Source organism: Kribbella sp. NPDC023855 (assembly GCF_040639475.1).
Classification (GTDB): Bacteria; Actinomycetota; Actinomycetes; order Propionibacteriales; family Kribbellaceae; genus Kribbella.
The window spans coordinates 196,297-222,809 of sequence record NZ_JBFAAA010000007.1; the positions used below are offsets into that span (position 1 = coordinate 196,297).

The 26,513-nt window shown below is 68.8% G+C and carries 24 protein-coding genes; 10 read left to right on the forward strand and 14 right to left on the reverse strand.

The window, feature by feature from the left end:
* The first annotated feature begins 6 nt into the window (after positions 1-6).
* Entirely contained in the window at positions 7-1,524 is a 1,518-nt protein-coding gene (locus AB0F51_RS24930) for an alpha-L-arabinofuranosidase C-terminal domain-containing protein (protein WP_360283845.1), read from the forward strand.
* A 59-nt stretch (positions 1,525-1,583) separates the two neighbouring features.
* Positions 1,584-2,792: an alpha-galactosidase gene (locus AB0F51_RS24935; protein WP_360283847.1), complete on the forward strand. Its 1,209-nt coding sequence runs from the start codon at positions 1,584-1,586 to the stop codon at positions 2,790-2,792.
* Here AB0F51_RS24935 and AB0F51_RS24940 read toward each other — a convergent pair.
* The gene (locus AB0F51_RS24940; protein ID WP_360283849.1) at positions 2,789-3,457 is read right to left on the reverse strand and encodes a LysE family translocator; all 669 of its coding nucleotides are present in this window, start codon (positions 3,455-3,457) and stop codon (positions 2,789-2,791) included. The genes AB0F51_RS24935 and AB0F51_RS24940 overlap by 4 nt on opposite strands.
* Before the next feature lie 148 nt (positions 3,458-3,605).
* Here AB0F51_RS24940 and AB0F51_RS24945 point away from each other — a divergent pair, with 148 nt between their 5' ends.
* From AB0F51_RS24945 to araA, 4 genes are read left to right on the forward strand one after another with little or no spacing between them, the layout of a single operon-like run.
* Positions 3,606-4,622 (forward strand): LacI family DNA-binding transcriptional regulator, encoded by a 1,017-nt coding sequence (locus AB0F51_RS24945; protein ID WP_360283851.1) that lies wholly within the window; start codon positions 3,606-3,608, stop codon positions 4,620-4,622.
* Positions 4,623-4,664: 42 nt separating this feature from the next.
* Positions 4,665-6,338 carry a ribulokinase gene (gene araB, locus AB0F51_RS24950; RefSeq protein ID WP_360283853.1) on the forward strand — a complete coding sequence of 558 codons (1,674 nt, stop codon included), beginning with the start codon at positions 4,665-4,667 and terminating at the stop codon, positions 6,336-6,338.
* Positions 6,335-7,000, forward strand: coding sequence for an L-ribulose-5-phosphate 4-epimerase (locus tag AB0F51_RS24955; RefSeq protein WP_360283855.1), 666 nt, complete (start codon positions 6,335-6,337; stop codon positions 6,998-7,000). Before araB ends, AB0F51_RS24955 begins: the two co-directional genes overlap by 4 nt.
* A gap of 14 nt (positions 7,001-7,014) precedes the next feature.
* A complete protein-coding gene (gene araA, locus AB0F51_RS24960) occupies positions 7,015-8,520 on the forward strand; it encodes an L-arabinose isomerase (protein ID WP_360283857.1) in 1,506 nt (501 codons plus the stop codon).
* Positions 8,521-8,524: 4 nt separating this feature from the next.
* Here the strand turns inward: araA and AB0F51_RS24965 are convergent, their stop codons facing one another.
* Positions 8,525-10,354 (reverse strand): beta-L-arabinofuranosidase domain-containing protein, encoded by a 1,830-nt coding sequence (locus tag AB0F51_RS24965; RefSeq protein WP_360283859.1) that lies wholly within the window; start codon positions 10,352-10,354, stop codon positions 8,525-8,527.
* Positions 10,355-10,470: 116 nt separating this feature from the next.
* Here AB0F51_RS24965 and AB0F51_RS24970 point away from each other — a divergent pair, with 116 nt between their 5' ends.
* Complete coding sequence (locus AB0F51_RS24970) at positions 10,471-11,481, forward strand: LacI family DNA-binding transcriptional regulator (RefSeq protein ID WP_360283861.1); 1,011 nt, start codon at positions 10,471-10,473, stop codon at positions 11,479-11,481.
* Here AB0F51_RS24970 and AB0F51_RS24975 read toward each other — a convergent pair.
* The 8 genes from AB0F51_RS24975 to AB0F51_RS25010 form a co-directional block, all read right to left on the reverse strand.
* A complete protein-coding gene (locus AB0F51_RS24975; RefSeq protein WP_360283863.1) occupies positions 11,478-12,254 on the reverse strand; it encodes an inositol monophosphatase family protein in 777 nt (258 codons plus the stop codon). The two genes, AB0F51_RS24970 and AB0F51_RS24975, sit on opposite strands and share 4 nt — an antisense overlap.
* 19 nt (positions 12,255-12,273) lie before the next feature.
* On the reverse strand, positions 12,274-13,251 hold the full coding sequence (locus AB0F51_RS24980) for a hypothetical protein (protein WP_360283865.1): 978 nt from the start codon (positions 13,249-13,251) through the stop codon (positions 12,274-12,276).
* Positions 13,248-14,480: an MFS transporter gene (locus tag AB0F51_RS24985; protein WP_360283867.1), complete on the reverse strand. Its 1,233-nt coding sequence runs from the start codon at positions 14,478-14,480 to the stop codon at positions 13,248-13,250. The genes AB0F51_RS24980 and AB0F51_RS24985 overlap by 4 nt, the downstream gene beginning before the upstream one ends.
* A 9-nt stretch (positions 14,481-14,489) precedes the next feature.
* Positions 14,490-16,088 (reverse strand): discoidin domain-containing protein, encoded by a 1,599-nt coding sequence (locus AB0F51_RS24990; protein ID WP_360283869.1) that lies wholly within the window; start codon positions 16,086-16,088, stop codon positions 14,490-14,492.
* 365 nt (positions 16,089-16,453) lie between these two features.
* Positions 16,454-17,857, reverse strand: a complete 1,404-nt coding sequence (locus AB0F51_RS24995; protein ID WP_360283871.1) for an NAD(P)/FAD-dependent oxidoreductase — start codon at positions 17,855-17,857, stop codon at positions 16,454-16,456.
* Positions 17,858-17,870: 13 nt separating this feature from the next.
* Entirely contained in the window at positions 17,871-18,071 is a 201-nt protein-coding gene (locus tag AB0F51_RS25000) for a hypothetical protein (protein WP_360283873.1), read from the reverse strand.
* A gap of 27 nt (positions 18,072-18,098) precedes the next feature.
* Entirely contained in the window at positions 18,099-18,542 is a 444-nt protein-coding gene (locus AB0F51_RS25005) for a VOC family protein (protein WP_360283875.1), read from the reverse strand.
* Positions 18,543-18,591: 49 nt separating this feature from the next.
* Positions 18,592-19,830, reverse strand: a complete 1,239-nt coding sequence (locus tag AB0F51_RS25010; RefSeq protein WP_360283877.1) for an MFS transporter — start codon at positions 19,828-19,830, stop codon at positions 18,592-18,594.
* 113 nt (positions 19,831-19,943) lie between these two features.
* Here AB0F51_RS25010 and AB0F51_RS25015 point away from each other — a divergent pair, with 113 nt between their 5' ends.
* The gene (locus AB0F51_RS25015) at positions 19,944-20,858 is read left to right on the forward strand and encodes a DMT family transporter (protein WP_360283879.1); all 915 of its coding nucleotides are present in this window, start codon (positions 19,944-19,946) and stop codon (positions 20,856-20,858) included.
* On the opposite strand, the gene AB0F51_RS25020 is transcribed toward AB0F51_RS25015, so the two are convergent.
* Complete coding sequence (locus AB0F51_RS25020; protein ID WP_360283881.1) at positions 20,848-21,468, reverse strand: maleylpyruvate isomerase family mycothiol-dependent enzyme; 621 nt, start codon at positions 21,466-21,468, stop codon at positions 20,848-20,850. The two genes, AB0F51_RS25015 and AB0F51_RS25020, sit on opposite strands and share 11 nt — an antisense overlap.
* A gap of 69 nt (positions 21,469-21,537) precedes the next feature.
* Here AB0F51_RS25020 and AB0F51_RS25025 point away from each other — a divergent pair, with 69 nt between their 5' ends.
* Positions 21,538-22,548: a sigma-70 family RNA polymerase sigma factor gene (locus tag AB0F51_RS25025; RefSeq protein WP_360283883.1), complete on the forward strand. Its 1,011-nt coding sequence runs from the start codon at positions 21,538-21,540 to the stop codon at positions 22,546-22,548.
* On the opposite strand, the gene AB0F51_RS25030 is transcribed toward AB0F51_RS25025, so the two are convergent.
* Both AB0F51_RS25030 and AB0F51_RS25035 read right to left on the reverse strand, forming a co-directional pair.
* Positions 22,545-23,393 (reverse strand): ABC transporter permease, encoded by an 849-nt coding sequence (locus AB0F51_RS25030; protein ID WP_360283885.1) that lies wholly within the window; start codon positions 23,391-23,393, stop codon positions 22,545-22,547. The two genes, AB0F51_RS25025 and AB0F51_RS25030, sit on opposite strands and share 4 nt — an antisense overlap.
* Positions 23,394-23,428: 35 nt before the next feature.
* On the reverse strand, positions 23,429-24,316 hold the full coding sequence (locus AB0F51_RS25035) for an ABC transporter ATP-binding protein (protein WP_360283887.1): 888 nt from the start codon (positions 24,314-24,316) through the stop codon (positions 23,429-23,431).
* A 130-nt stretch (positions 24,317-24,446) separates the two neighbouring features.
* Between AB0F51_RS25035 and AB0F51_RS25040 the strand changes: the two genes are divergently transcribed.
* Positions 24,447-25,376 carry a MarR family transcriptional regulator gene (locus AB0F51_RS25040; protein ID WP_360283889.1) on the forward strand — a complete coding sequence of 310 codons (930 nt, stop codon included), beginning with the start codon at positions 24,447-24,449 and terminating at the stop codon, positions 25,374-25,376.
* Here AB0F51_RS25040 and AB0F51_RS25045 read toward each other — a convergent pair.
* The gene (locus tag AB0F51_RS25045; protein WP_360283891.1) at positions 25,342-26,493 is read right to left on the reverse strand and encodes a geranylgeranyl reductase family protein; all 1,152 of its coding nucleotides are present in this window, start codon (positions 26,491-26,493) and stop codon (positions 25,342-25,344) included. The genes AB0F51_RS25040 and AB0F51_RS25045 overlap by 35 nt on opposite strands.
* Positions 26,494-26,513: the final 20 nt, after the last annotated feature.

The window sequence follows — 26,513 nt, forward strand, 5'->3', positions numbered from 1 at the left end:
GACATCTTGTCCGACGCCTCAGCCGCTCGGGTCGTGATCGACCTCGACGTCCCCGGCCCGACCATCAGCCGCCACCTCTACGGTCACTTCGCCGAGCACCTGGGGCGGTGTGTCTACGACGGCTTCTACGTCGGAGAGTCCTCCGAGCTGCCCAACGAGGGCGGGATCCGGCTCGACGTGGTGGAGGCGTTGCGGGCGCTGAACATCCCCAACCTGCGCTGGCCGGGTGGCTGCTTCGCCGACGAGTACCACTGGATGAACGGCATCGGCCCGCGCGAGGACCGGCCCGGGATGGTCAACACCAACTGGGGCAACGTGGTGGAGAACAACCATTTCGGCACCCACGAGTTCATGGCCCTGTGCGAGCTGCTCGGCGCCGAGCCGTACGTGAACGGCAACGTCGGCAGCGGCACGGTCCGGGAGATGAGCGACTGGGTCGAGTACCTGACCCGGAACGGTGACAGCCCGATGGTCCGGCTCCGCAAGGAGAACGGCCGGGAGGACCCCTGGAAGGTGCCGTTCTGGGGCATCGGCAACGAGGCCTGGGGCTGCGGCGGCAACCTGACCGCCGAGGCGTACGTCGACCTGGCGCGCCAGTACGCCACCTTCTGCAAGAACCACGACGGCAACGAGCTCTACCGGATCGCCGCCGGTGCCTCCGACCACGACCTGGCCTGGACCGAAGCCCTGATGAAGTCGATCAGCAAGCTCGGCGGCACCCCGCGCGACCTCTTCCAGGCCATCTCGGTGCACTACTACACCGTCCCCGGGACCTGGGAACACAAGGGCAGCGCCACCCAGTTCGGGTTCGACGACTACTACCGGACGATGATCAAGGCGCAGGACATCGATCGGGTGCTCACCGGCCACTCGACGGTGATGGACGCCTACGACCCCGAACGCAAGATCGGCCTGGTCCTGGACGAGTGGGGCACCTGGTGGGACGTCGAGCCGGGCACGAACCCCGGGTTCCTGTACCAGCAGAACGCCTTGCGGGACGCCCTGGTGGCGAGCCTGCACTTCGACGTGTTCCACCGGCACGCCGAGCGGCTGGTGATGGCGAACATCGCGCAGACCGTGAACGTCCTGCAGGCGATGGTGCTGACCGACGACACCGGCCTGGTGCTGACGCCGACGTACCACGTGTTCGAGATGAACAAGGGTCACCATGATGCGACCGCCGTACCGGTGCATGTGGTCGATCAGCAGGCGCCGTACGCGCTCGACGGCAAGCAGTTGGAGTTCCTCTCGGCATCGGCCAGTGTGAAGGGTGACAAGGCGCTGGTGTCAGTGACGAATCTCGATCCGGCCGCGGCCGCGGACGTCGTACTGGACTTGCGTGGGGCAACGGTTCGCGCGCATCGCGGACGGTTGCTGACGGCACCTGAGTTGCAGGCGCACAACACGGCGGCCGAGCCGGAGGTCGTCGTGCCGACCGAATTGACGGACATCACCACCGACGCGCGTGGGCTGCGGGTGACGCTGCCGCCGCACTCGTTCGCGACCATCGAGCTCGACCTGTGAGCCTCGTTCGGGCTACTCCCCCGCTGGGATGGAACAGCTGGGACTGTTACGGCTCCACCGTGACGGAGGAGGAGGTGCTCGCGAACGCGCGGTTCATGGCCGAGCGGTTGCTGCCGTACGGCTGGGACACCGTGGTGGTCGACATCTGCTGGTACGAACCGGCGGCCAGAGCGCACGGCTACAACGACGACCCGGACCTGGTCCTCGACGAGCACGGACAGTTGCTACCGGCACCCAACCGGTTCCCGTCGTCGGTTGGTGGCAAGGGATTCGCGCCGCTCGCGGCCGAGATCCACGGGCTCGGCCTGCGCTTCGGCGTACACATGATGCGCGGCATCCCGCGCCAGGCCGTCGAACGCGACCTGCCCGTCGCCGGTACACCGTGGACGGCTCGCCAGTTCGCCGACACGACCTCGGTATGCCCGTGGAATCCGAACAACTACGGACTCGACCACGACCATCCCGGTGCCCAGGAGTACTACGACGCGCAACTGCGGCTGCTCGCGAGCTGGGGCGTCGACTTCGTCAAGGGCGACGACTTCCTCTATCCCTACCAGGCAAGGGAGATCGAGGCGTACGCAAAAGCGATCGAGCGAGCCGGTCGCCCGATCGAACTGAGCCTCTCGCCGGGCCGCGAACTGTCGATGGCCAACCTCCCGCACCTGCGCGAGCACTCGTCGATGTGGCGGATCTCCGACGACCTGTGGGACCGCTGGGAGGACCTGGAGGCGCAGTTCACCCGGCTGGCCCGCTGGGCACCACACTCGGGACCCGACGGCTGGGCCGACGGCGACATGCTGCCGCTGGGCCGGATCGGCATCCGCGCCGAACGCGGCGACGACCGGTTGTGCCGGCTGACCCCGGCCGAGCAGCAAACCATGATGACCCTGTGGGCCATCGCCCGGTCACCGCTGATGGTCGGCGGCGACCTGCCGACGTCCCCACCGGACACGATCGACCTGCTCACCAACCGCGACGTCCTCGAGGTCCTGTCATCCTCGAAGGACAACCGGGAGGTACTGCGCGACGGCGAGCTGATCGTCTGGACGGCAACCGCGACCGCGCCCCAGCACCCGGGCGCTCGCTACGCCGCCGTCTTCTGGCTGGGCGGCAAACCGCAGCGCCTGACCGTCCCGCTCCTGTCGATCGGCGCCACCCCGACCAACCGCATCACGGAGCTGTGGACCGGCAAGACCCTCCAACCCACCGGCCCGGACCTGCCCCTCGAACTGGAGCCGCACGGCTCGGTGATGCTCAGATTGAGTTAGTGGATGTCCGTCGCGACGCGGGCGGCGAGGCCGGCGAAGACGGCGGCGCAGAAGCGGTCGAGCCGGCGGCGGAAGGTGCCGCCGGCCCGGACCAGCCGCTCGGTCAGGCTGCCCGCCAGCAGGCCGGCCCCCGCGTCGACCGGGAAGCCGACGGCGATGAACAGCGCACCGAGCGTCAGCAACTGGACGGTCACCGGCCAGCTGCCCGCTCCGGCGGTCAGGAACTGCGGCACGAAGGCCAGGTAGAACAAAATGACCTTCGGATTCGCCAGGTTGGTCAGCGTCGCCATCAGGTAGGTCTTGCGCAACGACCGCTTCGGCACCCGCACCGGCTCCGCGGCCTCGGCGGCTTCGGCGGCTTCAGCGGGCTCTTCGCCGCGCCGGCTCGCCCGCCAGCTGGTGACCGCGAGGTACAGCAGAAACACCGCGCCGAGCACCCGTACTACGGTCAGGAGCTCCGGCGCGGCCTGGATCAGCGCACCGAGCCCGAGCGCGGCCGCGATGGTGTGCACCGCGATCCCGGTCGACATCCCGGCGGCCGCCACGATCCCGGCCCGTCGCCCGCCGACCGCGGCGTTGGCGACGATGAACAGCATGTCCGGCCCCGGCACCACGCTGATGAAGAACACGGCCACCAGGAAGCTGATCAGCAGCGAGAGGTCCATCCAGCCATCCTGCCTGCTGCCGCCTCCGGCGGCAGCCCTGGTTCCACCCTGCGAAACGGCCGGGGGATCGGGTGAGCGAGAGGGCTTGACCGGGCGAGTGTTAGCGTTCACAGTTAACCGGTACAGCGAACGTGAGGAGAACTGGTCGATGAGGGTGAGGGCGTCGCGACCGCCGGTGATGGCCGACGTGGCCCGCGTCGCCGGCGTCTCGCACCAGACCGTCTCCCGGGTCCTCAACGACCTGCCGAACGTCCACCCGAGCACGCGCAAGCGGATCCTGCAGGCGATCGAGGAGCTCGGCTACCGCCGCAACCTCTCGGCCCGGGCGCTGGTCACCCGGCACTCGCGAGTTCTGGGCGTGGTCAGCTTCGACACCACCCTGTATGGACCGGCCAGCACCGTGCACGGCATCGAGCAGGCCGCCCGGGCCGCCGGCTACTTCATCAGCATCGTGAGCCTCAAGGCGATCACCCGGGACAGCGTCAAGGAAGCGATCCAGCACCTCGCCGGCCAGGGCATCGACGGAATTGTCGTCGTCGCCCCCCAACGCCAGGCCGCCCAGGCGCTGGCCAGCGTGCCGGACAACCTCCCGGCGGTCGCCGTCGAAGGCGGCCGGGCCCGCAAGGTGCCGGTCGTCAGTGTCGACCAGGTCGGCGGCGCGCGGCTCGCAGTACAGCATCTGCTCGATCTCGGGCACGAGACGGTCTGGCACGTCGCCGGGCCGGACGACTGGCTCGAGGCGGAAGGCCGGCTCAAGGGCTGGCGTGACACGCTCGAAGCCGCCGGCCGGCGGGTGCCCGACGTACTGACCGGTGACTGGAGCCCCCGGTCGGGTTACGAGGCCGGGCACCGCCTGCCGGCCGAGGCAACCGCGGTGTTCGTGGCCAACGACCAGATGGCGCTCGGGTTGCTCCGGGCACTGTCCGAGCGCGGTGTCCGGGTGCCCGACGACGTCAGCGTGGTCGGGTTCGACGACCTGCCGGAAGCCGAGTTCTTCAGTCCGCCGCTGACGACGGTGCGGCAGGACTTCGGTCTGGTCGGCCGGCACAGCATCGAACTGCTGCTCGGCCAGCTGCAGAAAGATCCACCGGCCCGGCAACGCCGGGTGTCGGTCGCCGCGAGCCTGGTACCGCGCGCGAGCACCGCTGCCCCACCGGGTGCCTGATCCCTTGTCCCCCTTCTTCCCAACCGCAGTGCGGAGCAGAGTGTGAACGCTAACAAGAGCCAGCAGTACGCCGTCGGTATCGACTTCGGCACCCTGTCCGGGCGGGCCGTCGTCGTCCGCGTGTCCGATGGCGAGGAACTCGGCAGCGCCGTGCACGAGTACTCCCACGGCGTGATCGAGACGGCCCTGCCCGGGACCCAGGTCCGGCTCGGCCCGAACTGGGCGCTGCAGTCGCCGACCGACTGGGTCGACGTACTGCGACGCGCGGTGCCTAAGGCGCTGGCCGTCTCCGGGGTGGACCCCGCGGACGTCATCGGCGTCGGTACCGACTTCACCGCCTGCACTGTGCTCCCGACCACGGCCGACGGCACACCGCTCTGCGATATCGCCGAGTTCGCCGAGCGGCCGCACGCCTGGCCGAAGCTGTGGAAGCATCACGCCGCCCAGCCGCACGCCGACGCCATCAACAAGCTCGCCGAGGACCGCGGCGAAGCGTGGCTGGCACGGTACGGCGGCCGGATCTCCTCCGAGTGGGAGTTCGCGAAGGGCCTGCAGCTGCTGCAGGAAGACCCGCAGGTGTACGCGCGGACCGACCGCTGGATCGAGGCCGCCGACTGGATCATCTGGCAGCTCACCGGCACCGAGTCCCGCAACGTCTGCACCGCCGGCTACAAGGGCATCTGGACCGAGGGCGGCTACCCGTCCCGGGACTACCTGCTCGCCCTCGACCCGGCCTTCGGTGACTTCACCGACAAGCTCGCGAGCGAACTGCTCCCGCTGGGCGCACTCGCCGGCCGGCTCAGCCCGCAAGCCGCCGAATGGACCGGCCTGCCCGCCGGCATCGCGGTTGCCGCTGGCAACGTGGATGCGCACGTCACTGCCGCGGCCGCCGACGCGACTCGCCCCGGTCAGCTGGTGGCGATCATGGGTACGTCGACCTGCCACGTCATGTCGTCGGATCAGCTGGCCGAAGTTCCCGGCATGTGTGGCGTGGTCAACGGCGGCATCATCGACGGACTTTGGGGCTATGAGGCCGGGCAGTCCGCGGTCGGCGACATCTTCGGCTGGTTCGTCGACAACTGCGTCCCCCCGGCGTACGTCGCCGAGGCCGACCGCCGCGGCATCTCCGTGCACACCTACCTGGAAGAGCTCGCGGCCGAGCAGCCGGTCGGCGCCCACGGCCTGATCGCGCTCGACTGGCACAACGGCAACCGGTCGATCCTGGTCGACCACGACCTGTCCGCCGTACTGGTCGGGCAGACCCTGGCGACCCGCCCCGAGGACGGCTACCGGGCACTGATCGAGGGCACCGCCTTCGGTACCCGGCGGATCGTCGAGGCCTTCGAGGAGAAGGGGGTCGCGGTCGACGAGTTCATCGTCGCCGGCGGCCTGCTGAAGAACCGGCTGCTGATGCAGATCTACTCCGACGTCCTCCGCCGCCCGATCTCCGTGGTCGCCTCCGAACAGGGCCCGGCCGTCGGTTCGGCCATCCATGCGGCCGTTGCCGCCGGCACCTATCCGGACGTGCCGGCGGCAGCGGCGTCAATGGGACGCCGGATCGAGTCCGCCTACCGGCCCGACTCCGACCGGGCCGACCGCTACGACCTCCTGTACGCCGAGTACCGGGGACTCCACGACTACTTCGCCGGCGAGGCGTACGGCGGCAACGGCGTACTGCACCGGCTCCACAAACTCAAGAACGAGGTGATCGGGTGACCGCGTCTGCTGTCGTCGCCGAACTGCGCAGCCAGGTGGCCGCGCTGCACACGGAACTGGTCCGCTACGGGCTGGTCGCCTGGACGTCGGGCAACGTCTCCGGCCGGGTGCCGGGCGAGAAACTCTTCGTGATCAAGCCCAGCGGGATCTCGTACGACGACCTCACGGCCGACTCGATCGTGGTGTGCGACCTGGACGGCAACCTGGTCGAGGGTGACCTGTCGCCGTCCAGCGACACGGCCGCCCACGCGTACGTGTACCGGGCCAGGCCCGACGTCGGCGGGGTGGTGCACACCCACTCGACGTACGCCTCGGCCTGGGCCGCCCGCAACGAGCCGATCCCGTGCGTGCTGACCGCGATGGCCGACGAGTTCGGTGGCGACATCCCGGTCGGGCCGTTCGCCCTGATCGGGGACGACTCGATCGGCCAGGGCATCGTCGAGACGCTGGCCGAGTCCCGCTCACCGGCCGTGCTGATGCGCAACCATGGGGTCTTCACCATCGGCAAGGACGCGCGCGCCGCCGTCAAGGCCGCGGTGATGTGCGAGGACGTCGCCCGCACGGTGCACATCGCCAAGACCGGCGGCCCGCTCGTCCCCATCGACCCCGCTCACATCGACAGCCTCTACCACCGCTACCAGACCGTTTACGGTCAGCGCTGACCACTGGAGTCATCATGAAAGCCTCCCGCCGGCCGCAGATCTGGTTCCTCACCGGAAGCCAGGGACTGTACGGCCCCGAAACCCTCGACCAGGTCGCCGTCCAGTCGCAGCAGATTGTTGCCGCACTCAACGACTCGGCCGACCTGCAGGCCGAGGTCGTCTGGTACCCGGTCGTCACCGACGCCGACGCCATCCGGCAGACCTTCCTGCAGGCGAACGCGGCCGGGGACTGCATCGGCGTGATCGCCTGGATGCACACGTTCTCGCCGGCCAAGATGTGGATCGGTGGCCTGGAAGCACTCCAGGTCCCGCTGCTGCACCTGCACACCCAGGCCAACGTCGCGCTGCCCTGGGCCGACCTGGACATGGACTTCATGAACCTGAACCAGGCCGCCCACGGCGACCGCGAGTTCGGGTACATCCAGACCAGGCTCGGCATCCCGCGGACCACCGTCGCCGGTCACGTCAGCGACCCGTCGGTCACCGCGCGGATCGGCGGCTGGGCCCGCGCCGCGACCGGGCTGGCCGCGTTGCGCACGATGAAGCTGGCCCGCTTCGGTGACAACATGCGCGACGTCGCGGTGACCGAAGGCGACAAGGTCGAGGCGCAACGGCGCTTCGGAGTCTCGGTCAACACGTACTCGGTGAACGACCTGGTCGCCTCCGTGGACGCCGTACCGGATGCTGAGGTCGACGCGCTCGTCAAGGAGTACGACGACGTGTACCGGCTGGCGCCGGAGCTGCGGATCGAAGGCGATCGGCACGACTCGTTGCGGTACGCCGCCCGGATCGAGGCCGGCCTGCGGGCATTCCTCGACGCCGGCGACTTCACCGCCTTCACCACGAACTTCGAGGACCTCGGCGGGCTGCGTCAGCTCCCCGGGATGGCTGTCCAGCGCCTGATGGGCGACGGCTACGGGTTCGGCGGCGAGGGCGACTGGAAGACCTCGGTACTGCTCCGCACGCTGAAGGTCATCGGTGGCGACCGGCCGGGTGGCACGTCCTTCATGGAGGACTACACGTACCACCTGGTGCCGGGCGAGGAGCTGATCCTCGGCGCGCACATGCTCGAGGTCTGCCCGTCGATCGCGTCCGGTACGCCGTCGATCGAGATCCACCCGCTCGGCATCGGCAACCGCGAGGACCCGGTCCGGATGGTCTTCGACGCCGCTCCCGGCCCGGCCGTGGTGGTCGGACTGGCCGACCTCGGCGAGCGGTTCCGGCTGGTGGCGAACGAGATCGACGTCGTCGCCCCCGCCGAGCCCCTCCCCAAGCTGCCCGTAGCCCGCGCGGTCTGGAAGCCCCGCCCGGACTTCCGTACGTCGGCCGAGTCCTGGCTGACCGCGGGCGCCCCGCACCACACGGTGCTGTCGTCATCGGTCACCTCGGACGAGCTGAACGACCTGGCCACGATGCTCCGCACCGAGCTGCTCACCATCGACGCCAACACGGACGCCCGCCAGTTCCAGAAGGAGATCCGCTGGAACCAGGCCTACCACCGCCTGGCCCTCGGCCTCTGACGGTTCAGGCCAAGGGAAGCCAGACGCGCATCGCGCCTGGGCCGCGATTGGCCCAGGCGTGGTACGGGATGGCGGTGACGGTGATCGGCGGACCGGCCGGGGATTGTGGCTGGTACGCCTTGTACAGCTCGGTTTCGAGCGGTTTGGCGATCGCGTCGAAGCGGAGTCTGACGGGAGTGAAGTCGTCCTGCTCTTCGGTGATGGTCGCCGAAGGGTCGAGGCGCAACTGCTCGACCAGTACGCCGTCTGGCAGGTCGGCCTGCTCCACGCAGTACACGAGCGGTCCGCGTTGGATCGCGACGCAGCCACGGACGGCGTCGACGCGCTCGTCAGCGCGCACCAGCCGCGGCGTCATCGGCAGGGTGAGCCGGACGGTGGCGCCGTCTTCGCAGGACACCCGCAGGTAGTCGCCCGGAACTGGTTCAGCAAGCACCGTCGCACCGGTCACGGCAAGAGTGGCGCCGGCGGCCCAGCTTGGTGCGCGAATGGCCAACTCGCCTTGGCCGCTGACGGTCACCAGGACGTCGCCGTCCCAGGGATAGCCGGTCTCGACGACGGCAGTCAGATTGTCGGAGGCGAACGTGCCGGCACTGAGGAGCTGCAGCTGCAGTCCGGCTGCATCCGAGGTCGCCGAGTAGCTGTGCAGCGAGGCGAGCAGGCGGGCAAGATTCGGCGGGCAGCAGGCGCAGTCGTACCAGGGCAGACGCTCGCTGGGAGCATCCTCGTTCGAACCGTCATGCCCGGTGCGGAGTTGCAGCGGGTTGGAGTAGAAGAAGGCCGTGCCGTTCTTCGCCATCGACGCGGCGATCGCGTTGTAGAGCGCGCGCTCCATCTCCTCGGCGTACCGGGCCTGGCCTGTCGCGAGGAGCATGCGCCAGCACCACTGCAGGGCAGCGATCGACGCGCAGGTCTCGGCGTACGCGCGGTCCGGCGGCAGCTCGTAGGGATCGCCGTACGCCTCGTCGCGATGCCGCGACCCGTGTCCGCCGGTGATGTACATCTTGCTGCCGAAGGCGCTGTCCCACAGCTGCTCCATCGCGCGCAGCAGCGACTCGTCTTTGTTCTCCAGGTAGAGGTCGGTGACCCCGGCGGCGAGATACAGCTGCCGCACCGAGTGCCCGATGGCTTCGGTCGCCGCGCGCACCGGCAGATGGTCCTGGTAGTACTGCGAACCGAGTCGCCCGCCGGGCAGCACTCGGCGGCCACGCCGCTCGACCTGCAACTCGGCCGCGCGGAGATAGGACTCCTCCCCGGTTTCGCGGTAGAGCTCGACCAGCGCGGTCTCCACTTCGGGATGCCCGTCGATGAGCGGCTTGTCGTTGCCGAGGGCATTGACGATCAGGTCGGCCAGCTTTCGCGCGACCGCCAGGATGCGCTCGTTGCCGCCGCCACGATGCAGCGCCACGGCCGCTTGCAGGAGATGGCCGGCGCAGTACAGCTCGTGGCTGTGCTCGAGCCGGTCGAAGCGCTCCAGGCCTGGCGTCCCCTGGATGTAGGTGTTGAGGTAGCCGTCGGAGGTCTGCACCCGCTCGAGGAGGTCAGCTGCCTCGGACAGCACGTCTGCCCACTGATCGGTGCCGGTGCGGCCCATCTCCCAGCCGATCGCCTCGAGGGTCTTGTACAGATCGGAGTCGGCGAACCAGAACCCGGCGAACTCGCCCTCGGGTCCCTCCGGACCCGCGTCGGCGAGCCGGCTGAAGTTCGCGAGGACGCCGGTCCGCCGGAGGTTGTCCAGGCAGTGCGGAATGGTGGCAGTGGCGTTGAGTTCCTGCCAGCCGCCCAGCAGCGAAGCAGGATCCAGTTGGACGGCCGGTCCAGGGGCGTGAAGGTTCACTTGCTGCCTTTCGTCGCGCGGTCAGAGAAAATCGGGCAAAGGTTTTCTCGTCGGCCAATCTAGCGCGTTGCGGTATCTTCTAGGAAAACTTTCCTCTCCACACCAGGAAGCGGGTCATGACCGAAGAACCCGGCCGCCCGGCCCGCCGGGTCGGCATCACCGATGTCGCCGCGAAGGCCGGCGTTTCCGTCGGGACCGCGTCCAAGGCCCTGAACGGCCGTGGCCGGCTCCGCGAGGAGACCCGCGCCCGGGTCCGGTCCGTCGCCGACGAGCTCGGCTTCGCGCCGAACAACGTGGCCCGCAGCCTGCTGACCGGCCGGACCTTCACCGTCGGCGTCATCACCACCGACAGCTACGGCCGGTTCGGCATCCCGGTGATGCGCGGCGCCGAGGACTCGCTGGCCGCCGGCGAGATGATCGCCTTCCTGTGCGACGGCCGCGACGACCCGATCCGCGAGTCGCACCACCTGCGCAAACTGCTCGAGCGCCGCGTCGACGGGATCATCGTCGCCGGTCGCAGTACCGACCCTCGTCGCTCGCTCGGCGAGGACCTGCCGGTTCCTGTCGTGTATGCCTTCTCGCCCAGCAGCAACCCGAAGGACTGCAGCGTCGTCAGCGACGAACGCGGCGCCGCCCGGCTCGCGGTCGAGCACCTGGTCAAGACCGGACGCCGGCGAATCGCGCACATCACCGGTCCGGAGTCACACGCCTCCTCTCGCGAGCGGGCCGCCGGACTGACCGAGGCATTGGCCGAGCAAGGCCTGGAGCCTGCCGGGCCGCCGCTCTTCGGCAGCTGGACGGAGGCCTGGGGTCGCTTCGCGGTCGCCCAGCTTCTCCGCGCGGAGGAGGACTTCGACGGCGTGTTCTGCGGCAGCGACGTCCTGGCCCGTGGCGTGACCGACGGGCTGCGGGAGGCCGGGATCTCGCTGCCCGACCAGGTCGGCGTCGTCGGGGTCGACAACTGGGCGCTGGTCGCCGAGGCCGCCCGGCCGCCGTTGACCACGGTGGATCTCGGCCTCGAGGAGATCGGCCGGCGGTCCGCCGAACTGTTGCTCAAAGCAATCAACGGTGATCCGAGTCCGGGCGTTCACGTCGTACCGGGCCACTTGGTGGTCCGGGAGTCCTAAGGTTTGGGCAACCGGCGGGCAATGAAGTCGAGCAGTTGCTGGTGGCTCTTGGCGTCGGCGGCCGCGACCAGGCCGGGGCCGGTGTGCAGAGGTGCGCCGCGAAGGTCGGTGACGATGCAGCCTGCCGCCTGGCACAGCGCGATGCCGGGGGTGAAGTGCACGCTGTCGCGCAGGATCCCGTTCGACACGTACGCCGCACGCCGCCCGGCTGCCGTCCAGGCCAGGGTGAGCGTGGTCGACGAGACGCGCGGCGCGAAGATGTCCCGGAACTCCGGGTCGATCAACTCGGCGGGCAGCAGGTCGGCGTCACGTGGAGCATCGGCATCGATGTCCACCAGCCGTGATGTTGCCGACGGCATCAAGGGCGTATCCACGCCGGACCGGCGGAGCGTGGCCGTAGTACCGGCGGTCCAGAAGATCTCGCCGGCAAGCGGATCGGCCACTGCCGCCACCAGCGTTTCCGCGCCGGAGCGTAGTGCGATGTTCACCGAGAAGAGTGGTGTCTGGGCAGCGAAGTTGAGCGTGCCGCACAGCGGGTCGACCAGCCAGGTGCGATCGCCTTGTCCGGAGGCGCCGAACTCCTCACCGACCACGGCGTCGTGCGGCCGCTGGCTGCGGAGCACCTCGCCGATCGCCTTCTCCGCGGCCAGGTCGGCGTCCGTCGCGAAATCCGTCGGCGACTTGTCGTGCCGTCCGACCGCCGTGCCGTACAGCTCCCGAACCACTGCCGCACCGGCTTCGGCCGCCGCGATCGCCACCTCGACATCATCCATGCCGGTCAGGATGCCAGGGTCACCCGACGGCGGGTGAGGCGGCATCCGGTACGAGCAACCGCGGGGTGCCCGTCGGCGTGATCGGGGTCGACCAGATGTCGGAGCTCGCACCCCGTTTGAGTGCGTAGAGCAACGTGTTGTCGTCCTTCCACAGCGGCTGGTCGTCGATCGCCCGGCCTTCCGCCGGATGCGTCACCTGACCGGTCGCAAGCTCCAGTACCGCGAGGCGCCAGCTCCCGTCGGGGTTCTTCTGCTTGAAGGCGATCCGCTTCCCGTCCGGCGACAGCGACGGGCACTCGACGTTCTGCGCGATGGACTCACCGCGATACTGGCGGTAGTCCGCCTTGATCAGGTAGGTCTTTCCCTTGCTGCCCAAGGTCGCGTAGAAGTGGTTGCCATCAGCATCGAACGTGATCCCCCAGTAGTTCACGTCCGACGCGAAGTACCGGCGGCCGTCGATGAAGACGGGGAGCTCTTCGATGCTCTTGACCAGCGTCTTGGTCTCCACCTCGTAGAGCCCGCTCCGGGTGGAGAATCCCGTGGTGGCGTAGGAGTCGCCGCTGACGAACAAGGTCCAGTTCACGATCTTGCCGTCCGGCGACACGCGGGCGCGGCTCGGCGTACCGGGCAGGGTCTCCTTGTGCTTGACGGCGAGGTCGGGGCCGAGCACGAGCATCTCGGTGTAGGGCGGCAACGAGCCGGGCTTGAGCCGTAGACAGATGCTCGTACCGCGAGCTGTCGCGAACCGGTCGCAGCGCAGCTTCTCGACCTGTCGCGGGCCACCCGGGTCGGTGACGGAGACCGCGGACAGCTTGCCCTGGTCCGGCCCTTTGGCGAGATTGCGGAAGTACAGGTTGCCCTGGGCAAGCTCGAGGTGTCCGGCCGCGACCGGCCTGGCGTTGTCCGCGGGACCGCCGACCCGCGACTGGACGACGTAGAGGGTCGCGGCACCGAGCAACACGATCATGCTGAGTTTTCCGACCAAGATCTTCTTCATCGTGCTTCCTCCAGAGGTCGGACGACGGCGGCCGCGATGGTGACCACCAAGAGGGCGGCGGTGGTCAACAGGAGTGCGGGCCGGAGATCCCAGAGCGTCCAGGCGAGTCCTACGAGTACGGCCGACACCATGCGGGCCAATGCCTGTCCCGTCTGGAGCAGAGCGAGGCCACTCGCCCTCAGGTGCACCGGCAGCAAGGGGCCAGCAGCAGCAGGCAGTACTCCGTCAGTGGCTGCGTAGAACGCGCCGTGCAAGCCCAGCGCGGCGACTGCGAGCCATGGACTCTTCACCGGGCCGCACAGCAGGACCAGAGCGAGCACCAGGGATGCATGGCCGGCCAGAAAGAGCTTCCAGCGCCCGATGCGGTCAGCCAGCCGCCCAAGCGGAATGGCCAGCAGCAGGAACGTCGCAGCCGTGCCGATCGGCAGCAATGGGAACAGCGCGGTGTCGACGTCCCACCTGCGCTGCAACGCGAGATAGACGAAGGAGTCGGTGATCGTCACCAACCCGAGGGCCGCCGCCCAGCCGCAGCAACGCCGGAAGTCCTTGATCTTCAGGAGTTTGAGCATCCCCCGCAGCGGCACGGCGACGGGCGGCCCGACCCGCGGATGATCTTTGACGAGCATGACCAACAGCAGCACGCCACAGGAGGCGATGCAGAAGCTGCTGACGAAGACGGCGTCGAAATCTCCCAGGCTTGCCCACAAGACCCCGGCTGCCACCAACGGTCCGAGCAGTGCACCGACTGTGTCCATCGCCCGATGGACGCCGAACGAGCGACCCAGCGCCTCCGGCTTGCTGCTCAGCGAGATCAGCGCGTCGCGGGGCGCCGTACGGATCCCTTTGCCTGCTCGATCCACCGCCAGGACCCCGCCGATCGCCGCGACCGACGATCCGGCGGCCAGCAGGCCGAGCTTGCTGACCGCGGACAGCCCGTAGCCGATGCCGGCGACGGCTTTGAGCCGCCGCCAGCGATCGGCCACATGCCCGCCGGCGAGTCGCAGTACCGCGGTCGCCCCGGCGTAGAGCCCGTCCAGCAGACCGAACTGCAACGGGTTCAGACCGAGCCCGATCACCAGGTAGAGCGGCAGGATCGCCGTCACCATCTCCGAGGAGATGTCGGTGACCAGACTGACCACACCGAGCGCGACCACGTTGGCCGGCACCCGGCGCCATCGGCGCCGCTCGACCTTGGTCGAAGCGCTACTACGACTCTCGGCGAGATACATCGGTCCGACCTACGAGTGGCAGGTGTAGGTCGGGCTGGCGTCCAGCACCCGGTTGTCGAGCCCGATCAGCGAGCTCTGGAAGGTGTTGTCGGTCATCGTCAGCTTCAGCACCCCGTAGGTCTTCAGCAGCTTCGCGGTGGCGTCGTGACCGGCATTCGGCGTGTACAGGTCCTTGCCGCCGGTGCCGCCGATGATCTGGACCGGACCGTTCGAGTCCACGCTGCCGTCCTTGGCCTGCGGCAGGAAGCGCTCGTAGTGGTGGTCGTGACCGTTGAGAATCAGATCGACCTTGGCGTCGACCAGGAGGTCCCACACCGGGGCGACGGACGGGTTGTCACCGTGGCTGCCGGAGCTGTACCGCGGGTGGTGCAGGTAGACCAGGACACAGCCCTTGGTGTTGTTCGCGAGGTCGTTCCGCAGCCAGGTGATCTGTTCCGGCTCGGCCAGGCCGTTCTCGCCGCTGAAGTCGTTGGAGTCGAGGCCGACGAAGTGCCAGTTGCCCTTCTCCCAGCTGTAGTACCGCTTGCCCTGGGGCTTCGCGATCGCCGAACCGAAGTACTGCTCGTAGCCGGCGAACGGGGTGTCGTCGTAGGTCTCGTGGTTGCCGGGGATCGGCTTGGTGATCGACTTGAACCGGCCCCACGTCTTGGCGTAGTAGTTCTGGAAGTCGGACAGGTGCGCGTCGTCGTACTGGTTGTCGCCCATCGTGATGACGTTGGCCGGAGCGATCCGCTCGACCAGCGCTGCGGTCTTCGGGTGGATGCAGCTCGAGCTGGACGCGGTGCACTGGTCGGCGATGTCACCGGCCGCGGCCAGGACGAAGTTGCCGGTGCCGGTCGCGCTGGTGGTGACGGTGATCGCGGCGCTCGCCGCCGACTGGTTACCGGCCGCGTCACGGGCACGCACGGAGTACTGGTACGCCGTGTTCGCGGTCAATCCACTGTCGGAGTATTGCGTGGTGGCGGACGAGCCGACGACGACGCCGTTGCGCAGTACGTCGTACGCGGTGACGCCGCGGTTGTCGGTCGAAGCGGTCCACGCGAGCGCGGCGGTCGTCGCCGTGACGCCGGTCGACGTCAGGCCGGTCGGTACCGTCGGGGCCTCGGTGTCGTCACCCGAGTCAGCCGTGCCATAGACCTCGAGCTCCCACAGCGAGTAGCCGTAGCTCGTGCCTCGCACGGTCCCGTAGACGCGGACGTAGCGGCCGTGGCCGGTGAGGCCGGTCAGGTCGTCGGTGGCGCCGTTGCCGTCGGTGACGCTCTTGATGGTCCGGTACGTGGTCCCGTCGTCGGAAACCTCGATCCGGTACGCCTTGGCGTAGGCGACTTCCCAGTTGAGCTTGACCCTGCTGATGCTGGAAGGCTGCCCGAGGTCGACCCGGATCCACTGCGGATCCACGAACTCGGTACTGGCCCAGCGCGTCGTCAGGCTGCCGTCGACCGCCTTCGGCCCGGTCAGCGTGCTGGTCTCGTTGCTGGAGGTGAGAACGGGCTTCGAACGGGACAACAGCACATCGGCTGTAGTCCCGGCCGTAGCGTCAGCCACGCCAAGCGCGGCGACGATCATCACTGGTAACAACAGAGCCGTACGTCGAAATCGTCTGATCATGAGGTCTCCCGGGGCGGTCGAAGAATTGTTAGGAAAGTTACCTAACAGATAACCCCCCGTCAATGCCCCGAGCACGAGCACCAACCTCAGCCCGTGGTTGAACTGAAGCGCCCACCCAAGTCCTGGACTTGGGTGGGCGCCGACCACCTCCGAGTGCGGAGCACAGCCCCGCCACCACAGCCTTCACATCAGCCAAGCGCCGACCGTCACCACCGGCACCTACAAGCCGGGGCAGCGACGGTGGACCGTCTGTTGCTCTTGTCTGTTGCTCTTGTCTGTTGCTCTTGTCTGTTGCTCTTGTCTGTTGCTCTTGTCTGTTGCTCTTGTCTGTTGCTCTTGTCTGTTGCTCTTAGCTGTTGGTTGGCTTACGGGCGGCCGTAAGACTCCAGGAGGCGTAGCCAGACTTCGTTGATTGTTGGGTAGGCGGGTACTGCGTGCCAGAGGCGGTCTAGGGGGACCTCGGCTACTACTGCGATGGTTGCCGCCTGCAAGAGGTCGGCTACGTCGGGGCCTACGAAGGTGACGCCTAGGAGCACCTTGCGTTGTTCGTCTACGACCATGCGGGCCGTGCCTTTGTAGCCGTCGGCTGCGACGCTGGCGCCTGCTACGTTGCCGATCTCGTAGTCGACGACCCGGGTCTTGTAACCCGCCTTCTCGGCGGCGGCCGCGGTTAGGCCGATCGACGTGACTTCCGGCTCGGTGAAGGTGACCTGCGGGACCGCCTCGTGGTCGGCCGTTGCGACATGCGTTCCCCACTTCTCGTCCGACACCGGCCGGCCGTTCGCGCGGGCGGCGATCACGTCGCCGGCTGCGCGCGCCTGGTACTTGCCTTGGTGGGTGAGCAACGCGCGATGAGTGACATCACCCGTCGCATAAAGCCAGTCAAACCCGCGCACCTGCAAGGTGTCGTCGACGTCCAGCCAGCTCCCCGGCTTCAACCCGATGGTCTCCAGCCCGATGTCCCCGGTGCGCGGCGTACGTCCAGTCGCGACCAGCACCTCCTGCGCAGAGACGGTCGAGCCGTCACCCAGTTCGAGCACGACCTCGTCGTCCACCCGCTTCACGCTCTTCGTCTCGGTGTTGAGCAGCACCGTGGCGCCGAGTTCACGCAGCCCCGCGGCCACCATCTCACCCGCGAACGGCTCCATCGATTCGAGCAAGCCGCTGCGGGCGATCACCGTGACCGTCGTACCGAAGCCCGCGTACGCCGTCGCCATCTCGGTCGCCACAACACCGCCACCGATGATCGCCAGGCTTCGCGGCACGGCCTTCACGCTGGTCGCGTCGCGGCTCGTCCACGGGTCGGCGTCCCGCAGGCCCGGGATGTCCGGCACGAGCGCGTCGGACCCGGTCGACACCACAACCGCGTGCCGCGCCGTGAGTACCTCTCCGCCGACCGTCACCTCCTTGGGACCGGTGATCCGGCCATGGCCGCGGACCAGCGAGATGCCGGCGCTCTCGAGCCACTTCACCTGGCCGTCGTCCTTCCAGTGGCTGGTGAAGTCGTCGCGCCGGGCGAGCACCTCCGGTACGTCGACGTCGCCCGTCACGGCCTGAGCGGCGCCCCGCACCCGCCGGGCGGCGCGGAGCACCTGCGCAGACCGCAGCAGCGCCTTCGACGGCATGCAGGCCCAGTACGAGCACTCGCCGCCGACCAGCTCGCTCTCGACGATCACCGCGCTCAGCCCGCCCTGGACCGCGCGGTCGGCGACGTTCTCGCCGACCGCGCCACCGCCCAGGACGATGACGTCGTACTCCGTCGTTCCCATGCTCTGCTCCGCCCTACTTGTCGTCGTCGGTGCCGGTCCGGACGATCCGGTAACCACTCTCGGCCAGCGTCTTGGTCATGTGCCCGGCGTACCAGAGCGGCCACTGCTCGTCGAACTTGCCGCCGAGCTCCTCAGCTTCGTGTACTCCGTGCGCTGCCGCGGCCCGCTGCAGAGCGTCGAGGATGATGCCGGTCTGGTCTTCCACGGTGTCCATCGTCGCAGTCCTCGCTCGCCGGTCCGCTCAGCGACCCGGTGCGCGGGTGACGACTTCCTGGACGATCCAGCCGTTGCCGTCCGGGTCGCTGAAGGAGAGATACGAGCCGTAGCTGGCCCGCTCGGGGTGCGGACCGGAGACCCGGTTCGCCTCACCGGCGTGGTGGAAGATGCCGTCGGCGTCGTGCCAGACCTCGCTGACGTCCGCGCCGTTGGCGACCAGCTCTTCGCGAGCCGCTTCGATGTCCTTGACGACCAGGTGCAGGCCCTGCGCCGAACCGGGCTGGCCGGCCGACACTCCGCTGCCGAAGATCACGGCTGCCTCGGAGCCCGGCGGGGTCACCTGCACGACCCGGAAGCCCTGCTCGGTGGCGAAGTCGGCGTCCATCCGCCAACCGAGCTGCTCGTAGAAGGCCTTGGCCTTGTCGACGTCACTGACGGGGATGACTACTACCTCTAGTTTCATGTCCATATCTGGAAGATAGGAGCCGGCCCACCTGCTCCGCGCCCGTCAGATGACGCTATTGGTGTACGTCATGGGTCGCGCGCGCCTGCGGCCCCGGAATGTACCGGCTGAAGGTCAGGCAGACACTCGCGGCGACACAGGCCAGAGCGACCGGGACCATCGTGTACCGGTAGCCAGCCGTGGTGGCGAGCAGAGCGGCTCCGAGCGGGCCGATCGCGCGGGCCGCGAGCACTGGCGTCGCGAGTGCTCCCGAGATGGTGCCGTACCCGGCGGCGCCGTACCGGTCCAGGAGGATCGCCGGGGTGGCGAGAGTGGAGACGCCGAAGCCGAGACCGAACAGGACGATGCACAGGGCAGCACCGAGGGGATGCCTGCCGAGGAGCGGCAGGACGCCGATCGCGAAGCATTGGATCAGGAAGGTCCGGGCGGCGATCGTCGACATGTCGAGCCAGCGCTGCAGGACGGAGGTGACGATCCGGCCGGTGACGGAGTACAGGCCGAGGAGTCCGGTGAGGCCTGCGGCGACGGCGGGTTGGTAGCCGAGGTCGACCAGGAAGAGGACGAGGTGGACCGACACGATCGCCAGCGCTCCGCTGTGCAGGACGAAGCCGGTGGTGATCAACCAGAAGCCGCCGTCCCGGAGCGCCACCCGGAGCGCGCGACCTCGATCGCCGCGGTCGGCCGTTGTCGTGCCGGGAGGCCGGGTGCCTCGCAGGGCAAGGGCGTGCAGCGGCACGGTCACCAGGTTGTGGACCAGGCCGAGGATCAGCAGTGCGTGCCGCCAGCCCTGCGCGCTGATCAGCTGGCCGGCCAGCGGGATGAAGATCGTGCTCGCCAGACCGGCCACCAGTGTCACGACCAGCAGGGCATTGGTACGCCGCTTAGGCTCCAGTACTGCGACCAGGACCGCGATCGCCGGACCGTAGAGCACCATCGCCGAGGCGATCCCGATCAGCACGAACACGGCGTACAGCTGAATCACGTTCTGCACCTGCGACCAGGCGAGGACGGCGATGCTGGCGAGTAGTGAGCCGGCCGTCATCAGCAGGTGCGCGCCGCGCCGGTCGAGCCATCGGCCGACCGGGACCGACATGACGCCACTGACCAGGATCGCGAGGGTGAGCGCACCGGCCGAGGTGGCCGTCGAGATCCCGAGGTCGGTGCTCATCGGGCCGAGGAAGACGCCGAAGACGTAGTACAGGACTCCGTAGCCGACCGTCTGGGTGACGGCGAGCGCGGCGACCACCAGCGAACGGTTGCCGCGCGGCTCGGCGACCTCCGGCTGCGCAGGCATCGTGCTGACTATGTCCGCAGACGGTCCGACGGGCAAGAGGCAAGTTATGGACCACTGAAACAGATCGGCTATGGACCTCTGCATCAGTCCATAGAGAATCTACGGTGAAGGTCATGAGCAACCATTCCTGGTCCGCCTACAGCCGGGCGGGCAGCGCGATGTTCCTGGTCGGCAGCCTGGCCGCCGTCTCCGGCGTCGTCCACGACTACCCCTTCTACGGCGGCCAGACCGCGCGGTACCTCGTCTCCGCAGTGCTGCTGTTCGCCGTCGCCCTGGTCCGCCGCATCCCGCTGATCCGTCCGACCGGCCGCGAGGCGCTGCTGTTCGTTGCTCTCGCGGCAACCGGGCTGGTTCTGTTCAACCTGTTCGTCATCGAGGGCACCAAGCACGCCAACCCGGCCGTCGTCGGCACGATCGTGGGCACCGTGCCGATCGTCCTGGCCCTCGCGGGACCCCTGATGCGCCGGACCAGGCCGTCCGGGCGGATCCTGATCGCCGCCTCGATCGTGGTGGCCGGCACCGCTCTCGCATCCGGCCTCGGCACCTCCGACGCACAAGGCATCCTGTACTCCGTGGGCGCGCTGGCCTGCGAAGCCTGCTTCTCACTCCTCGCGCTTCCGCTGCTGGTGAGGCTCGGACCGGTCCGGGTCTCGGCCTACACAGCCGCCATCTCGGTCCCGATGCTGCTGGTTCTCGGCCTACTGGTCGACGGCACCTCGATGTTCCGTACGCCGACCCTGGCCGAGGCAGGCGGCCTGGCGTACCTCGCGATTCTGGTCAGCGGCATTGCCTTCCTCCTCTGGTACCGCGCCCTCCCCATGCTCGGCGCCGACCGCGCCGGCCTGTTCGCCGGCGTCATCCCGGTCGGCACGATCATCACCTCCCTGGCCCTCGGCTTCGGCCTACCGGCCCCGGCCGAGCTCGCAGGAGTAACCCTGGTCATCGCCGGCCTCCTCTTCGGCCTCTACCGACCACGACCAGCCGCACCGCGGGCCGTAGTACGGGAGCCTGAGGTCCTCACAGGTTGAGTCGGGTCAGGGCTGGGCCGGTGGCGTTGGTCAGGCCGGCGGGGCGGCCGGTGGAGATCAGAATGAGGTCGGCGACGGGGGCGTGGAGTTCGTCGGGGCCTTCGCCGCCGGACCAGTCTGTGTCAGTGGCCACCAGCCGTACTCCGCGCAGGCGCTTCGGGGCGCCGTAGAACTTGTTCGTGCGGACGAACTCGAGTGCGGCGATCGCAGGCTCGAGCGGCATCGAGCGCGGCCGACCGAGCGGCCGGGCGATGTCCTGCCCGTGCACCAGCGCATCGAGCAGGCAGTCGAGGTGGCTGGAGCCGGGTGTGTGGCGGTCCGACCCAGCGGTCACGCGGATCTGCTCGATCAGCTCGGCCCGGGTGAACTGGGTGGCGCGCTTGCGGGCCAGGTCGGCCTCCATCCGGTCGAAGCTGCCGCGCGCCTTGATCGCACCCCACACGACCATCCCCAGCGTCGTGCGGGTCGACAGCGTCAGATGCGCCGCCACGTCGAGCACGGTCCACCCCGCGCACAACGAGTCCTTGCTCCACTCGTCGTCGGCCAGATCGTCGAGCAGGTCGGCAAAGGACAACCGCTCCGCCTCGACCCACCGCAGTACCTCGTTCATCGGTTACCTCCGCCGTCGTCAGGTGATCGTTCGCAGGTAGGACTCCCGGCATGAGGCAGACTCATCGGTGTGAGTGAAACTTTCGTCGAGTCCGAGGACCTCACCGCGGCGCGCGAGGGTGACGACGCCGCGTTCGGCCGGCTGGTCGGGCCGTTGCGCCGCGAGTTGCACGCGCACTGCTACCGGATGCTGGGGTCGTCGCACGACGCCGATGACGCGCTCCAGGACGCCTTGCTCCGGGCCTGGAAGGGGATCGCCCGGTTCGAGGGGCGCAGTACGGTGCGTTCCTGGCTCTACACCGTCGCCACCCGGACCTGTCTCGACCTGGTCGAGAGCCGCGGGCGGCGCGCACTGCCGATGGATCTCGGCCCGTCGAGCGAGCGCGCAGTCCTGGACGACCCGCCGCTCACCGAGATCGCCTGGCTCGGTCCGTACGCCGCCGGCGACCTCTCCAGTGGCGGCCCCGTTGCCCGCTACGAGCAGCGTGAGGCGGTCGAGCTCGCCTTCGTCGCCGCGCTTCAGCATCTGCCCGGCAACCAGCGGGCTGCCCTCGTGCTGTTCGAGGTGCTCGGGTTCAGCGCGGCCGAGATCGCCACCATGATGGACACCTCGACCGCCTCGGTGAACAGCGCGCTGCAGCGGGCCCGCCGGATCGTGGCCGACAAGGTCCCCGCGGCCAGCCAGCAGCAGACGATCCGGCAGCTCGGCGGCCGTGTGCAGGAACTCGTCGCCGGCTACTCGACGGCCCTGGAACGAGGTGACGCCGACGCGCTCGTCGCCCTGCTCACCGAGGACGTCACCTGGTCGATGCCGCCCCTCGGCCACTGGTACAGCGGCATCGAGGCGGTGATGGACTTCGCCAAGGAGGTCCCAGTGACTCGGTGCCCGAGCTGGCACAACCTGCCGACCACGGCCAACGGCCAGCCCGCACTCGCCTGCTACCTCGGCATGACCCCGGACAGCGAGCACACCGCCTGGTCGATCAACGTGTTCACCCTGCGCGGCGACAAGATCGCCGCCATCACGTCGTTCATCGGCCAGGAGAACTTCAAGCTGCTCGGCTTGCCGCTCACCCACTAACCGATGCGCTGAAGGGCCCTCTCACGACGACTGGCGACACTGGAGCCGGACTCGCGACGAGCCATTCTGCGCAGTACTGCGGGGGCCAGCAGCAACCCGAGCACCGCCCAGACGCCGAGCACCCCGATCGTCTCCAGGTGCCGCCATGACTCGCCAATCTCGACCGTGACCGCGTCGCCCGGCAGCAACGCGGAGCGCATCCCGAGGCCCAGCCAGTAAATCGGCGTCAGTTGCGCGATCCACTCCAGCCAGTCGGGTAGGGCAGTGAGCGGATAGAAGATGCCGGAGATCCCGATCAGCCCGATGACCGGCAACTGGATCAGGCCCTGCGAGCGCGCACTCGTGAACACCGAGCCCAGGATCGCGCCGATCGGCAGGGTCGCCAGCATCCCGAGCACCAGCACCCACAGCAGTGTTAGCCAGGCGCTCGGCCGGTCGATCGCGAGTCCGCCGATGATCAGCAAACCCGGGATCAGGAGAATCGCCAGGTCCGCGAGCAACCCGCCCGCCACCGAGATCACTTTGCCGACCAGGTAGCCGACCATGCCGTTCGGCGTCGCCTTGGCTCGCAGCAGGGTTCCGTCCTCGCGGTCGGCGGTGAGTTGCTGGCTCATGCTGATCATGCCCATCGCGGCGTTCATCCCGAGCATGCTCGGCAATGCCAGCGCGCCCAGGCCGAAGCCGGTCGCCCCGAACGACCTGTCCCGCAAGAAGAAGAGCGCGATCAGCAACAGCACCGGCCAGAGGAAGTGACTGAGCAGCTCCCCCGGGTTCGTGAACGACTGCCGCAACTCGATCACCCCGCGCCGCCACCCAGCCCGCACCGCCACCATCCGCGGACTCATCACACCGCTCTGCGCTGCCACCATTTGTGAGCCCATCACGCTGCCTCGCTCTGCCGTACGAGGGCCAGGTAGGCGTCCTCCAGCGTGGCCCGGCGAACCTCCAGGTCGCCCACCGCTTCGCCGTACCGGTCGAAGAGCCCGCGGACGAAGGCAGTCGACTCCGCGGTGGACTCGGTGAAGGGCCGGCCGTCGATCGTCCAGCGCACCTCGTCCTGGCCGGCGATCTGCCGGGTCAGGTCGGATTCGGTGCCAGCAGCAACGATTCGCCCGGCGGCCAGCACCAGCATGCGATCGGCGAGCTTGCCTGCCTCGTCGAGGTCATGCGTGGTCAGCAGGACCGTCGTCTGCTCGTCGGCCGCGAGTCGCCGGACCAACTGGTGGAACTCGTGCCGCGCCGCCGGATCGAAGCCCGCCGTCGGCTCGTCCAGGAACAGCACCTCCGGCCGCCCGACGATGCCGATCGCGACATCGAGCCGCCGCCGCTGCCCACCGGACAACGTCCTGATCTTCTTGCCCGCGTGCGAGGTCAGCCCGACCGCCTCGATCAACTCGTCGGCATCCCACGGTCGCCGACGCTCGGCGGTCGAGTACGGCGCGTAGTACTCGCCCAACTGCGCCAGCAGCTCACGCACCCGCCACTTGCCGTGGTCCCGCCAGGACTGCAGTACTACGCCCAGCCGGGCTCGCCACCGCTCGTCCCCCTCGGCCGGATCCACGCCGAGCACTTCCACGTGCCCGGCGGATCGCGACCGGAACCCCTCCAGAATCTCGATCGTGGTCGTCTTGCCGGCACCGTTCGGCCCCAGCAACGCCAGTACTTCGCCGCGTCGCGCCCGCAGCGTCACGTCGTGCAGGACGTCGGTCGACCCGTACCGCATCCGCAGCCCGTCGACCTCCAGCACGACTTCATCAGTTGTCGTCATGACCAGCAAGCTAGGTTGCGTTTCCTACTTCGGCAACGCTCATCCCGCCCAGATCATCAACAAATCGAGCGAATCTGAGCTATTGTTGCAATGACCTTGAGAGCGAACGCAAAGCGTGAGGAGGACGCCGGTGCCGGGCGGACGACTGGGCGAGCAGGACCGGCGACTGATCGCCACCCGGCTGGCGGAGGGTCACGGGTACGCCGAGATCGCGCGCGAACTCGACCGGCCCACCTCGACCATCAGCCGCGAAGTGACCCGCAACGGCGGGCGGACCGGCTATCGCGCCGAGCACGCCCACCTCGCGACCGGGTCGCGCGCCCGCCGGCGCAAGCGCGCCAGACCGGAAGACTCGGCACCGCCCACCGATGCCTACGGTCGCGACCGTTCGGCGGTCCGTGAGTTCGCCGACCACTTCGCCGCAACGATGATCGACACGGGCCTGCAGCCGATGGCCGCGCGCGTCCTGTCCCGCCTCTACACCGCGGACTCCCCCAGCCTGACCGCGGCCGAGCTCGTCCGCGAGCTCAAGGTCAGCCCGGCCTCGATCTCCAAGGCGATCAACTACCTCGAAGGGCTGGAGCTGGTCTGCCGTGAGCCGGTGCCCGGCGAGCGGCACGAGCACTACCTGATCGCCGAGGACTTCTGGATCCAGGCCTGGCGCACGAGTGCCCGCGCCAACGCGAACTGGGCCGGCACCGCCCGCAAGGGCGCCGACCTCTTCGGCCCAGCCACGCCGGCGGGCGGGCGGCTCGAGCGGATGGCCCAGTTCTTCCAGCAGCTCAGCGACGACATGTCCGGCGCTGGACCCGATCCGGAGACCGCCGAGGACGTGACCGTCGTCCTGGCCGCACTCGTCCACGCCGCTCGCCCTCTCACGGTCGACCAGCTGGCCACCGCCCTGGACTGGACGGCAGACCGGACAGTGACAGCACTGACCACCGCCGAGGCGTACAAGATCTTCACCGATCCACTGGCCGTCGAACTAGTTGCCCCCGACACCTACCGGATCGCCACTCCCCGGCTCACCGAAGCGCAACGTCACGCCCTGCAGGCCTGACCGCCAGTTGCGCGACCCGCCGAAGCGAGGCAGCCCGCAGTACGCCGTCGGCCAGTCCGATGTCGACCAGGTTGTCGAAGACTCCCTGGTCATCCGCAGACGCCCGGATCCCCGCATCCAGCACCCGCCCGGAACGAGTCAGCCGGGCAACCAGAGCGGTATGCCACAAATGCCTTCCCAGCAACCCCTTCACCGCCCGCCCGTACTCCGTGCCGGCGTCGCGCGAGCCTCGTCCGAGCGCCGCGGCGGCGGCCCTCCCGGCGAGAATCCCCGTCGCGACCGCGTAGTAGATACCCTCGCCCGTCATCGGGTTGATCAACCCGGCCGCGTCACCGACGAGCATGACCGGTCCGGGCTGCGGTCGCCACGACCAGGACGACAACGGCAGGTGATGCCCACGCCAGTCGGTCGCACCACTACTTGCCTCTGGCAACAACTGCTCCAGCGCTTGCAACAGGCCGGCCCGGGTCGGGTGCTCCTGCTTCGCCCGCAACTGTTCGCCGTACCCGACGTTCGACCAGCCGTCTCCACGGTCGAACGACCAGGCGTACGACGGCTGGCGCGCCGTACCGAACACGATCACCTGCCGACCGGCCCGGTTCTCCGGGGTCGGTGCATAACCCCGCAACGCCAGCGCGGACGGACCGGCCGCGAGTCCCAGTGCTCCACGGACGAGCGAGTAGGCCCCGTCGGCGCCCACGACCATGCGGGCTGCCAGGTCATCGACGAGCACCGATGTGGTTCCGGGCGAGACACGGCCGACCCGCTGCTTCCGCAGTACGGCGCCTGCTGCCTGCGCTGCCTCGACCAGTCGATGGTCGAACAGAGTCCGCGGAACCACGTACGCCGGGCGCGCCATCAACCGGTCGACGCCGAGCGCTCCACGCTGCAACGAGAGGCGGCGGATCGGCGTACGGTCGTCGACCAGGCCGGTCACGCCGACCTCGGCCAGCAGGTCGAACACCTGCGGCGCGATGCCGTCACCACACGCCTTGTCCCGCGGGAAGTCGTGCCGGTCGAGCAGCAACACGGACATCCCAGGCTCGGCAGTCAACGCGCCAAGCGCAGTCGCTGCTCCAGCCGGTCCGGCCCCGATCACCACGAGATCCCACCGCATCTTGGCAGGCTACCCGGGTA